We start from the raw sequence: 11,800 nt of genomic DNA, 5'->3' as shown, positions 1-11,800 counted from the left end.
TATTGTAACAGTTAAAGGAAAGCCAGATCCCCAAACCGGCTTTGTGGTGGACTTAAAAAAACTTAGCACGATGATCAGAGTTCAGGTAGTAGACAAGCTTGATCATAAAAATCTTAATGTAGATGTTGATTTTATGAGAGATAAGCTGGCAAGCTGTGAGAACCTCGCTATTGAAATCTGGAAGATATTGGAGCAACACCTTCCCACCGTTACCTCTTACGGTAAGCTTCATTGCGTGAAGTTATATGAAACTCCACGCAACTATGTAGAATACTTTGGCGAAGAATAGATGCGGTACTACATTATTGCAGGAGAACGTTCTGGCGACTTACATGCAGGCAACTTGGCTAAAGCAATAAAGGAGTTTGATCAAGACGTTGAATTTAGAGGGTTTGGAGGTGAGAATATGAAGGAGGCCGGCGTCGAACTTAGAGTGCATTATGCTGACCTTGCCTTTATGGGATTTGCTGAGGTGTTGGCAAACATTAATAAGATTTCCAATTACATTAAGATATGCAAAGCTGATATTCTGGCGTATAAACCCGATGTTGTAATCCTCGTTGACTACGGAGGGTTTAACATGAGGATTGCCAAATTTGCTAAAAAGCAGAATCAAAAAGTATTTTACTACATCACTCCAAAAGTATGGGCGTGGTATCAGAGCCGAGCGCTTACCCTCAAGGCAAATATTGATCGTATGTTTGTTATTCTGCCTTTTGAGAAGGACTTCTTTAAGAAGTTCGACTGGGACGTAGATTATGTAGGAAACCCCGTTCTCGACGCTGTAAAGAGCCATGAGTCAGATGTAAATTTCTTGCAGAATCATTCTTTCGAAAAGGACAAGCCCGTCATAGCTCTATTACCAGGAAGCCGTAAGCAAGAGCTTAAAACAGTTATCCCTGTTATGGCGCAGGTAGCAAAACGTTTTAACGACTTCCAATTTGGAGTAGCAATGGTAGACAATATTGATAACAGCTTTTATAAGGAGCTGGAAGCACTCCCAAACGTTAAGTTTGTTCAGAATAATACGTATAACCTCTTACTCAACTCCAAAGTAGCAATCGTAACATCCGGCACTGCTACGTTAGAGACTGCGCTTTTGAAAACACCGCAGGTGGTAATTTATAAGACCAGCACCGTCTCTTACTTTATCGCTAAGAACTTTATTCGGGTACCATACATTTCATTAGTCAATTTAATTGCAAATAAGGGGGTAGTAAAAGAGTTAATTCAGGGCGAAATGAATGCAGAAGAAGTTTCAAAGGAGCTTACGTTGCTTGTACGTGATCAACACTACAGAAAACAGATGTTGAATGACTATGAAAACATCTATAAAACGCTTGACATTGGCTCTGCTTCTCAGAACGCAGCAAAGCTAATCATTAAATATCTGCAGAAATAGATGGGAGAGCTTTCTTAACTCTCGAAGGAGAATTCTTTACTCAGGAGCTTAGAAGATATTTTGCCATTGAAACGACCAATCTCAATGTACTTCCCTTTTAATTCGAATCCTGTCGCTTCTTGGGTTGCAGGATCTATCAGCCAATACTCTTTAACACCAAATCGCTCATACAATTCTTTCTTTTTTCCTGTGTCATAATGATAACTTCCAGGTGAAAGAATCTCAATGATAAGGTCGGGGGTACCTTTTATATAGTCTTTTACCATCGAGTGGTTTTCCTGCAAGACTACTACTAAGTCAGGTTGAACAACATTGCTATGTTCATCCAGGTAGACATCACAAGGAGCAGCCAGCAAAGTTCCTTTTTTAGTTCTTTTTAAGAAGCCGCCTATTTCAATAGAAAGATTCATTGAAATAAGCTGGTGAAAATATTCACAGGCGCAGGGGACATATATAGGGCGCCATCAATAACTTCAGCAATAGTACCTTCCGGAAGCATCTTGTAAAGCTCCATTATTGTTCGGGGCGGATTTGTCAAAACACCCTTCATAATAAAAAAAATTAGGCTACTTTAAGTTTGCTGTATTGCGATTTGCTGAATTTCTCCTCTGCATAAGCTCTGTTTATTACAAGCTTCTCAGCCTCTTTTTCAGAAGGCAATTCGAACATTGCGTCGTTGATAATGGCTTCACAGATACTTCTCAAACCACGTGCGCCAAGTTTAAATTCAAGCGCTTTCTCAACTATAAAGTCAATAGCACCTTCTTTAAACTCAAGTTCTATTTCTTCCATCTCAAACAATTTCTTGTATTGTTTGATAAGAGCATTCTTAGGCTCTGTTAAAATTCCGCGCAATGCGCTTCTGTCTAGAGGATTAAGGAAAGATAGAACAGGTAAACGACCTATTAGCTCAGGTATTAATCCAAAGCTCTTAAGGTCTTGTGCTGATATGAATTGAAGTAAGTTGTCCTTATTGATATCACTTGGATGCAGACCATCATGTCCGGCTACGAATCCAAGAGGACGAGTATTTAAACGATTGGCAATAAACCTCGAAATACCTTCAAATGCACCACCACAGATAAACAGAATATTCTCAGTATTAACTGTTATCATCTTCTGATCAGGATGCTTTCTGCCACCTTGAGGAGGCACATTAACCGCAGTACCTTCCAGAAGTTTTAAGAGTGCTTGCTGTACACCTTCACCACTTACATCGCGGGTTATAGAAGGGTTATCGGACTTGCGGGCAATCTTATCAATCTCGTCAATATAAACGATACCGCGCTCAGCAGCCTCTACGTTATAGTCAGCGGCCTGTAGCAGGCGGGTTAAAATGCTCTCAACATCTTCGCCAACATAGCCTGCTTCAGTAAGTACTGTAGCATCAGCAATGCAAAAAGGAACTTGTAAAATTTTAGCAAGTGTTCTGGCAAGATATGTTTTACCGGTACCAGTTTCGCCAACCATAATAATGTTTGATTTCTCAATAGTAACATCACTATCAAGCTTGCGTTGCATCAACCTTTTATAGTGGTTGTACACAGCAACTGACATTACCTTTTTGGCTTCATCCTGGCCAATAACATATTCATCTAAGAATTTTTTGATCTCCCGAGGCTTAATGAGCTTAAAATTAGGAGTAAAACCTACTTCATTTTTGCTCTTTTTTTCTTCCAGTAAGATCTGATTAGCCTGAGTAACACATTTATCGCAAATGTGTGCATGTATTCCTGATATCATCAGGTCTACATCTTTTTTACTCCTACCACAAAATGAACATGTTACTTCAGCCATATTTTTATTGAGCGGTTTGAATACCAATGTGCCATGGGCATCCTTCAAAGTTAAGGAATATTTAGCACATCGGTATTATTAAACTAACCTAAAAGCGAGTTAGTTCTTTTTTCTTTCCAAAACTTCGTCAATCAACCCGTATTCTTTGGCTTCTATAGCGCGCATCCAGTAATCCCGGTCAGAATCTTTTTCAATTTTCTCGTATTTCTGGCCACTGTGCTTAGATAAAATCATATACAGGTCCTTTTTAACCTCCAATGTCTGCCTTAATGATATCTCCATATCAGAAGCTTGTCCTTGCATACCACTCATAGGCTGGTGTATCATGATGCGCGAATGGGGTAGGCCAGAGCGTTTTTTTTCAGCCCCTGCTGCAAGTAAAACTGCTCCCATAGAAGCTGCTAAACCAGTACAAATAGTTGCCACGTCAGGGTTTACATACTGCATCGTGTCGTAAATTCCCAATCCTGCATAAACAGATCCACCCGGACTGTTGATATACATGATTATATCTTTCTTAGGATCAGATGATTCGAGGAATAAAAGCTGTGCTGTGATGAGGTTGGCAATCTGATCGTCAATGCCCATTCCTAAAAATATGATTCTATCAGAAATAAGGCGGGTAAATACATCTATTGCACGAAAGTTACCAGGACGCTCCTCTATCACATACTGCGTCATATTCTGGATTTGCTGGGCATAGCTATCGATTGTATTGCCGCTCATGCCCAGGTGGTGTACGGCATACTTCCTAAATTCGTTGTTATAATTCATAGTTTTCGAGAAAATTACAATAGTATTACTTGGTTGACTCCGGTAAGGATTAGGCGAGACAATCTTATGAATACTGACCTAAATAAACAACCTTAAAACCCGGATAAAACAAAAATGGTTTTAGCTGCGCCAAAAAGGCAACTAAAACCATTGTCGAAATCTTCTAAATATTTATTTTACCAGCTATTAGGCTTTTGCCTTTGGACTTACCTACTGCTTTTGCCTACTGCCTATTTTTAATGTGTGTGCTCCTCAACTATCTTCCTGAACTCATCAACGGTTACCTGCTTCTCTTCTATGGTTATGTTGTTCTTGATGTGGGTTAGTACTTTTTCATTTTTAAGCTGGTTGAACAGCTTCATGAAATTCTGACCATTTTCGCTTTGAAGATAATTGTCGGCGATCGCATCCATTCTGTCTTTTAATTGTTCAGCAAATGCCTGGCCACCAAACTGTGCAATGATAAGGTCTTTAGCCTTGTTTCTTACTTCCTCGGCTTCAACCTTAATGCTATTATCATCCGCAATTTTGTTTTTGATGAGATCCCACTTTAAACCACGCACATAGTCGTTGTATTCCTTGTTAAGCACGTCATCAGTTACTTGTCCGTTGCTGCTTACTTTGAGCCAGTTTTTAAGAAAACTATCAGGAATATTTATGTGTGTATGGTTAAGGAACGCATCTTCAATATGATGCTCAAGGAAGTGATTAGTCTCTCTTTCGTAATTCTCACCAATAGTTTCTTTTACTTTATTAATAAAAGCTTCTTCAGTGGTTACTGCATCTTTTCCAAAAACTCTGTCAAACAATTCCTGATCTAGTGCTGCAGGTTCAGTGCGGCTTATCGTATTTATTTTAAGTACATAAGTTCCTTTAGCATCCGGAATTGAATCACCAAGAAGCATGTCTAACTCCTTCGGGTCAGCAAAAAGGCTGTTAACTTCAAACTCTACTTCATCTTCCTTCTTTTTTCCTATGAACTTTGATTGCTCACCGGGAGCAATTTTTTCACTGGCAATAAAAGCGTGTTCTTTTTTAAAGTCGCCTTCCTTGCTTCTTAAATCACCAAAAATGTTATCACCAAACTCTACAGATTCAGGATAGCTTACTTTTCCGAATCTCTTTTTTAGATCCGAAAGCGTATCTTCTAAGACCTTGTTATCAACGCTGATTTTATAACCTTGAACTTTAACATTTTTGGAAATTTCATAGTTGAAATCTTCAACCATCCCTATCTGGTATTCAAACTCAAAATCTTTTTGAGTATCCCAATCAATACTATTAGCCTGTTCCTGATTCGGAAGCGGATCTCCAATAATTTTTAGGTTATTCTCTTTTATATAGTCAGAAAGCTTATGAGACAACAAATGATTAATCTCATCAACAAGAATCGATTTACCAAACATCTTTCTGATTACGCCCGACGGAACCTTACCTTGCCGAAAACCTTTGATATTCGCCTTCTTCGCATAATCCTTAACTTTTTCTTCTACATGCGGTTGGTAATCACCTTCGGTTAATTTAATTTTAATCAGACCCTCAGTGTTGTTTGTTTTGTTGAGTGTAATTTCCAAAGCTTAATATGTTAGAGTTAGCAATAAATCAAGAACCCTCAGTGTGGTATCACACCGAGGGTTCGATTTGTGCGGATGGAGGGACTCGAACCCCCACGCCTTGCGGCACCAGATCCTAAGTCTGGCGCGGCTACCAATTACGCCACATCCGCAGCGTATTCGTAAATGGGAGCGCAAATTTAGACATTATTCGGAATTAAAGAATAGTTTCTTATTGTTTATGTAAAGTATATTACAATGATGACTAAAAAGTCGTTTATTAGCTCAAATTCCTACAATTACTCTTAAAAAAAAATTTGCGATCTGAGATGGTTATAGATGCCGAACAGGAAAAAAAGGAAATAATTAGCCGATATAGAAGATTATTAAGAAAGGCAAAGCCCATTTTAAAGGATGGCGATGCCAGATTAATAAAGAAGGCATTTACCATGGCTTTGGATGCACATAAAGATATGCGCAGAAAGTCAGGAGAGCCGTTTATTTTCCATCCGCTTGCCGTTGCAGAAATTTGTACAGAAGAAATTGGGCTTGGTACTACATCTATTATTGCTGCCCTTATGCACGATGTAGTAGAAGACACAGAGATAGAACTAATTGATATTGAGCGTCTTTTCGGAAAGAAGATTGCTAAAATAATTGACGGTCTTACGAAAATCAGAGGAGTCTTCGAGTATGGAACCTCTCAACAGGCTGAGAATTTCCGTAAGATGCTATTCACCCTTTCTGAAGATGTCCGCGTAATTCTGATAAAGCTCGCTGATCGTCTTCATAACATGCGCACGCTCGATAGCATGCCACGAAATAAGCAGCTTAAAATCGCCAACGAAACAATCTATTTATACGCGCCATTAGCACATCGCCTCGGGTTAAATGCAATTAAAACTGAGCTGGAAGATCTTTTCCTTCGGTTTACAGATAGGGCTGTCTATGATTCAATTGTTCAGAAAATAGACGCAACCAAAGCGGCCAGAAATAAATTTATCAAACAGTTTATGGTGCCGATTGATGAGGAGCTGGATAGCCTGAATATCAGATATGAAATTAAAGGCCGGCCTAAATCAATTTATTCTATATGGAATAAGATGCGAAAGCAGAATATTCCTTTTGAAGAAGTATTCGACCTCTTTGCGATAAGAATAATTCTGGATACACCTTTAGAGCAGGAGAAGGCGATGTGCTGGCAGGTATATTCTATTGTAACAGATTATTACACCCCCAACCCTGATAGATTAAGAGATTGGATTAGTACCCCAAAAGCGAATGGATACGAGTCGCTTCATACTACGGTAATGGCAAAAAACGGGCAGTGGGTTGAAGTTCAGATACGCACAAAGCGAATGGATGAAATCGCCGAAAAAGGCTATGCTGCGCATTGGAAATATAAAGACAGTAACTCCACGGCAGAGTCTAATCTTGAAAAGTGGTTAGCAAGGGTGCGAGACCTGCTGGAACAACACAATCACAATGCCCTCGATTTCGTCGATGACTTTAGAGGAAATTTATTTAGCGATGAGGTTTTTGTGTTTACCCCTAAAGGAGAACTGAGAACCCTACCTTACGGTGCAACAGCCCTCGACTTTGCCTTTGAAATTCACACACAGATCGGCTCCAAATGCATTGGTGCTAAAGTCAATAATAAGTTAGTACCGATAAATTATGTTTTAAAAAATGGCGATCAGATAGAAATACTAACCTCTCAAAAACAAAAGCCTCATGAAGATTGGCTGCGGTTTGTTGTTAGTTCTAAGGCAAAGGCACGTATTAAAGAGGAACTAAAAGAAGATAAGAAGAAATCCGCAGAAGAAGGTAAAGAGCTCATCTTCCGAAAAATCCGTCAGTTAAGGGAAGAGCCTTCACAGCAGCTTCTGGAACAGATGAGAGATTACTTTCATGCGCCATCCCATTTTGAACTTTATTTTAGAGTTGGCTCTGGTTTCATTACTACAACCGATATTAAAAGGTTCATTGAAAACCGGCCAGTATCACCTATACGCTCAAAGCCTAACCTTCAGGTCGCTGACGCTAAGGTTATTGAACAGGAAATAACCAAGGCTAAAGGCCGTTACGACGATATCCTTCTAATAGGAGAGGATATGGACGTGGTAGATTATAAACTGGCGAAGTGCTGTACACCTATTCCCGGTGATGATGTTTTTGGATTTGTAACTGTAAACGAGGGCATCAAAATTCACCGCACCAATTGTCCCAATGCTCCTGAATTGCTTTCTCATCACGGTAACAGGGTAGTTAAGGCAAAATGGACCTCCCAGCATGAGGTTGCCTTCCTAACCGGCCTTAAAATTAGAGGAACTGACCGCGTTGGATTAATAAATGATGTGTCTAAAATAATTTCTGAAGAGCTGAAGGTAAACATGAGTTCCATGTCTATTCATACGGATTCCGGTATTTTTGAAGGAGAAATTATGCTCTATGTAAATGATACCCGTCATTTAGAGCAATTGATTAATAAATTGAAAATTGTAGAAGGCGTGGTGAAGGTGAGCCGGTTCGACTCAAAAGAATAATAGATTTGAATAGGCAGTTTTGAATGTTATCTTTGTTCCCTTTGTTTTACGGATATGGCAATAAATCCAAAGATTTACGAGGAAGTAAGGAAGATTTTTACGGCATACCTTGAAAATAAGGAGTTACGGAAAACACCTGAACGATACGCCATTCTGGAAGAAATATATTCGCGCGATGGCCATTTTGATGTTGAATCGTTATACATCAGCATGAAAAATAAAAACTATCGCGTAAGTCGTGCAACGGTATATAATACCCTCGATCTTCTTGTTGAATGCGATCTTGTAAGTAAACACCAGTTTGGCAAGAATCTCGCGCAGTATGAAAAATCGTACGGCTATAAACAACACGACCACCTCATCTGTACCGAATGTCATCGCGTGGTAGAATTTTGCGATCCAAGAATTCAGAATATACAAAGTACAGTTGAAGAAATACTGCATTTCAATGTACTTCACCATTCTCTTATACTATATGCTGCTTGTACAAAGCAAAACTGTGAGAATAAAAAAGTACTCAGTAACTAGCTTCTAAAATTATTCCCCACATGAAATTTGAACATCAGATTAAAGACAATGTTTTCTTCATTAGGCTTCTTGGAGACCTCATCGGAGAAAGTAGCGGCACCACCTTGCTCGATGCAGTGAATACTGCCATCCAGCAAAAGGTTCTCACCTGTATTATAGATATCTCAGAATTAAGATACATTAATAGTAGTGGTATCGGTGTCTTAATCACCATTCTTACAAAATTCAGGAATAAAGGAGGAGAGGTTTACCTTATGAAACCCTCAGAAAACGTTCAGAAGCTTCTGGTCATAACCAAGCTTAACGCCATTTTTCATATAGTTCAATCTGAAGAAGAAGTTCATAAACTGATTAAAAAATAACATTTTAAATGTCTAAAGTAGATGTATTACTTGGCCTTCAATGGGGTGATGAAGGCAAAGGAAAAATTGTTGACGTCCTTGCACCTAAGTACGATGTTGTAGCACGTTTTCAAGGCGGTCCAAATGCTGGCCATACCTTGGAGTTTGACGGAATAAAACATGTACTGCATCAAATTCCTTCAGGAATCTTTAGAGAAAAAACAAAGAATGTTATAGGCAATGGTGTCGTTCTTGATCCTGTAATTTTTAAAACTGAGATCGAGAAACTTCAGAAGTATAACCTCAAGGTAAAATCCAACCTTTTTATTTCAAAAAAGGCTACCCTTATCTTACCTACACACCGTTTACTCGACCAGGCTTATGAAAAAGCAAAAGGAGAACATAAAATAGGTTCAACATTAAAAGGCATAGGGCCTACTTATCAGGATAAAATTGGTCGCCAGGGTCTGCGTGTAGGTGATATTCTTTCAGAAAATTTCTCTGAAAAGTTTAAGAAACTCACCAACATCCATTTCAATATTCTTAAAGATCACGATATCCAGTACGAATGGAAAGATCTTGAAAGCCAGTTTATGGATGCAGTAGCTTTTCTGAAAGAATTTACGCTTATCGAAAGCGAATATTTTCTCAACAACGAATTAAAAAAAGGATCTTCAATACTGGCGGAAGGGGCACAAGGTTCTTTACTGGATATCGACTTTGGAAGCTATCCATTTGTAACAAGCTCCAATACAGTTACCGCAGGCGCATGTACAGGTCTAGGTGTAGCGCCAAGGCATATAGGCGAAGTATACGGAATCTTCAAAGCTTATAGTACACGCGTTGGCAGCGGTCCTTTCCCCACCGAACTACTAGACGAGCAAGGCGAGTTAATGCGTAAAGAAGGAAATGAATTTGGTTCTACTACAGGTAGGCCCAGACGTTGCGGATGGATCGATCTTCCATCGTTAAAATACTCTATCATGATCAATGGAGTTACTCAACTCCTCATGATGAAAGCCGATGTTTTAAATATTTTCTCAACCATAAAAGTTTGTACAAAATATCAGCTTCGCGATGGCTCTATTACTGATACATTGCCCTATGAATTAGTCAACGAGAAAATTACCCCGGTTTACACAGAGCTCAAAGGCTGGAATACTTCACTAAAAGGCATCGCTGAAGACTCAATGCCTGCGGAGTTGAGTCAATACATAGAATACCTCGAAAGGGAGTTGAATGTGCCCATTACAATTCTTTCAACAGGCCCTGATAGAACCCAGACCATCTATCGTCAAACAGTCTCAGCTTAAAATTTAAGCTAGCAATAGCAGGTACAAGCAAAATACCTGTTATTGCTTTACTTTATCCTTACACCACATCTCAAGGTTTTAATTTCTATTAGAAGCCCCCAATGATCTTTTGTTTCACTGCCAAAACGGCTTGAAAAAGACGAGAAAAGGGTAGCGTAGAACTAGGACGGGGGAAGGGCGGAGCTACGACGGAGCCAGGATTTCTTAGAGGAGAGGGAGTCCCACCCAAAATTCTATTACCGGAAACAATGTCAGCTTTTTTAGAGAAACGGCTTTCGCCGGATATATAAACCCCTTTTCCTACCCCGGGATGAGCCATGGATCACCCATGGATGAGCCATAGATGAGCCATGGACGAGTCATGAATGAGCCAACCTTAAACCTGTAACCTTAAACAAGCCAGAACACCGAACGTCGAACCAGTCTTCGTTCAAGCGTCGCTGACACATCGCAGAAATTAAGCTCGATATTGAGCGCAGGCCCGGCGCAACAGCGGGGGCGTCCTGGAAAGTGCGATGAGCAGCATAGTTGCGCCTTGATTTTTTGGTTACTTTTTTCATCTAAGGAAAAAAGTAACATAAAAGAAAAACATTTTTATCTGAAAGAGAGCAAACTAGAGCTAACAGAAAGATTAGTTTTTAGTGAAGAGATAAAAAGTAAAACACCAGAGTGAACCAAAGCCTAGGTGATGTAGTTGTAAGAGAGCTAACGGAAGGTTAGGGAATTTTTTAAATGAAAGAACAGAAAAAATTAAAACACTGCAGCGAACCAAAGCTTAAGTGATAAAGTTAGTAGAGAGCTGATAGAAGATTAGCTCATTTTTAATGATGAACTTTGAACCCTTGTAACAATCACCACAACAAGTAGCATGGGAGTTGTAAGAGCAGCCAACCGTTTTAAACCTTAACTTTAAACCTGTAACTTTCATAACCCAGAACTTTGAACTTCTGTTATTGTGAAAAAAATTAAATTTCAAATAAAGCTGAACGAAAAGTAAGTCAGATAAGTTGAAAGGCTTGCAAGAAGAATGAAGGATAAGCGAAAGTAAAAACTTCGGAATAAAAGCAGCCAGTGAAAAAGGGTAAATAAAAAATAGTGATATAATTTTTGGTGGATAAGAAAAGGCGCACTACTTTTGAAACCCTTTACGACGCAAAGGGGTAGAAGTTGAAGAAAGCGGGAGATCGAAAGAATCTCGAATAAGCCTAGCGAAGAGAACAAAAATAGATCGCGAAAAAACTTCTAAATAATTTAACAAAAAATTTGCAAAGAGAAAAACTTCGGTTACCTTTGCACTCCCAAATCGAAAGAGGGGCTGAGAATCGGAAGGAAGACCAGCAAAAAAAAAGAGTTAGGTAGTAATACCACAATTGACAAAGAGGATCGGGGCGAAGAAATTCGCATACGATCTGAAAAGAGTCAAAACGTTCTTTGAATGGATGATAATTGATAGCGGACCCCATGATAGCGATATCATGGTTAAATTCTGAAAAGAAAAAGAAATCGGGAGCCACGAGATAGAATCGATAGAGGTTTTATCGGGAAA

The 11,800-nt window shown here is 39.3% G+C and carries 12 protein-coding genes and 1 tRNA gene; 6 read left to right on the top strand and 7 right to left on the bottom strand.

Annotated elements, in window-relative coordinates; all coding sequences use genetic code 11:
* Position 1: 1 nt before the first annotated feature.
* Together KK060_RS23670 and lpxB are read left to right on the top strand one after the other, a co-directional pair.
* Positions 2-289 (top strand): 6-pyruvoyl trahydropterin synthase family protein, encoded by a 288-nt coding sequence (locus KK060_RS23670; RefSeq protein ID WP_254157551.1) that lies wholly within the window; start codon positions 2-4, stop codon positions 287-289.
* A complete protein-coding gene (gene lpxB, locus KK060_RS23665) occupies positions 290-1,402 on the top strand; it encodes a lipid-A-disaccharide synthase (protein WP_254157549.1) in 1,113 nt (370 codons plus the stop codon). It begins immediately after the preceding gene.
* Between the two features lie 14 nt (positions 1,403-1,416).
* On the opposite strand, the gene KK060_RS23660 is transcribed toward lpxB, so the two are convergent.
* The 6 genes from KK060_RS23660 to KK060_RS23635 all read right to left on the bottom strand — a co-directional run bounded on the left by KK060_RS23660 (position 1,417) and on the right by KK060_RS23635 (position 5,699).
* A complete protein-coding gene (locus KK060_RS23660; protein WP_254157547.1) occupies positions 1,417-1,812 on the bottom strand; it encodes a Uma2 family endonuclease in 396 nt (131 codons plus the stop codon).
* Positions 1,809-1,952 (bottom strand): hypothetical protein, encoded by a 144-nt coding sequence (locus tag KK060_RS23655; protein ID WP_254157545.1) that lies wholly within the window; start codon positions 1,950-1,952, stop codon positions 1,809-1,811. The genes KK060_RS23660 and KK060_RS23655 overlap by 4 nt, the downstream gene beginning before the upstream one ends.
* A gap of 11 nt (positions 1,953-1,963) precedes the next feature.
* Entirely contained in the window at positions 1,964-3,199 is a 1,236-nt protein-coding gene (clpX, locus tag KK060_RS23650; protein WP_254157543.1) for an ATP-dependent Clp protease ATP-binding subunit ClpX, read from the bottom strand.
* Positions 3,200-3,298: 99 nt separating this feature from the next.
* A complete protein-coding gene (locus KK060_RS23645; protein WP_302180159.1) occupies positions 3,299-3,973 on the bottom strand; it encodes a ClpP family protease in 675 nt (224 codons plus the stop codon).
* A gap of 236 nt (positions 3,974-4,209) precedes the next feature.
* On the bottom strand, positions 4,210-5,547 hold the full coding sequence (gene tig, locus KK060_RS23640) for a trigger factor (RefSeq protein ID WP_254157540.1): 1,338 nt from the start codon (positions 5,545-5,547) through the stop codon (positions 4,210-4,212).
* Positions 5,548-5,617: 70 nt separating this feature from the next.
* Positions 5,618-5,699: transfer RNA gene (locus KK060_RS23635), tRNA-Leu, on the bottom strand.
* 156 nt (positions 5,700-5,855) lie between these two features.
* Between KK060_RS23635 and KK060_RS23630 the strand changes: the two genes are divergently transcribed.
* From KK060_RS23630 to KK060_RS23615, 4 genes are read left to right on the top strand one after another with little or no spacing between them, the layout of a single operon-like run.
* Complete coding sequence (locus tag KK060_RS23630; RefSeq protein ID WP_254157538.1) at positions 5,856-8,072, top strand: RelA/SpoT family protein; 2,217 nt, start codon at positions 5,856-5,858, stop codon at positions 8,070-8,072.
* Positions 8,073-8,126: 54 nt separating this feature from the next.
* Positions 8,127-8,600, top strand: coding sequence for a Fur family transcriptional regulator (locus tag KK060_RS23625; RefSeq protein ID WP_254157536.1), 474 nt, complete (start codon positions 8,127-8,129; stop codon positions 8,598-8,600).
* A 20-nt stretch (positions 8,601-8,620) separates the two neighbouring features.
* Complete coding sequence (locus tag KK060_RS23620; protein ID WP_254157534.1) at positions 8,621-8,962, top strand: STAS domain-containing protein; 342 nt, start codon at positions 8,621-8,623, stop codon at positions 8,960-8,962.
* A gap of 8 nt (positions 8,963-8,970) precedes the next feature.
* The gene (locus tag KK060_RS23615) at positions 8,971-10,254 is read left to right on the top strand and encodes an adenylosuccinate synthase (protein ID WP_254157532.1); all 1,284 of its coding nucleotides are present in this window, start codon (positions 8,971-8,973) and stop codon (positions 10,252-10,254) included.
* Positions 10,255-11,605: 1,351 nt separating this feature from the next.
* Here KK060_RS23615 and KK060_RS23610 read toward each other — a convergent pair.
* Positions 11,606-11,800: hypothetical protein (locus KK060_RS23610; RefSeq protein ID WP_254157530.1), on the bottom strand; the 195-nt coding region annotated here is incomplete at its 5' end.

It is taken from the genome of Chryseosolibacter indicum (genome assembly GCF_018598585.1).
Lineage (GTDB): Bacteria > Bacteroidota > Bacteroidia > Cytophagales > Cyclobacteriaceae > Chryseosolibacter > Chryseosolibacter indicus.
This window is presented reverse-complemented; position numbering and strand designations above follow the sequence as displayed.

Excerpts from the sequence above, each read along its gene's own strand:
- KK060_RS23660 (WP_254157547.1), bottom strand. The coding sequence starts at position 1,812 with ATGAATCTTTCTATTGAAATAGGCGGCTTCTTAAAAAGAACTAAAAAA.
- KK060_RS23630 (WP_254157538.1), top strand. The coding sequence starts at position 5,856 with ATGGTTATAGATGCCGAACAGGAAAAAAAGGAAATAATTAGCCGATAT.
- KK060_RS23615 (WP_254157532.1), top strand. The coding sequence starts at position 8,971 with ATGTCTAAAGTAGATGTATTACTTGGCCTTCAATGGGGTGATGAAGGC.
- KK060_RS23620 (WP_254157534.1), top strand. The coding sequence starts at position 8,621 with ATGAAATTTGAACATCAGATTAAAGACAATGTTTTCTTCATTAGGCTT.
- lpxB (WP_254157549.1), top strand. The coding sequence starts at position 290 with ATGCGGTACTACATTATTGCAGGAGAACGTTCTGGCGACTTACATGCA.
- KK060_RS23655 (WP_254157545.1), bottom strand. The coding sequence starts at position 1,952 with ATGAAGGGTGTTTTGACAAATCCGCCCCGAACAATAATGGAGCTTTAC.
- clpX (WP_254157543.1), bottom strand. The coding sequence starts at position 3,199 with ATGGCTGAAGTAACATGTTCATTTTGTGGTAGGAGTAAAAAAGATGTA.
- KK060_RS23625 (WP_254157536.1), top strand. The coding sequence starts at position 8,127 with ATGGCAATAAATCCAAAGATTTACGAGGAAGTAAGGAAGATTTTTACG.
- KK060_RS23645 (WP_302180159.1), bottom strand. The coding sequence starts at position 3,973 with ATGAATTATAACAACGAATTTAGGAAGTATGCCGTACACCACCTGGGC.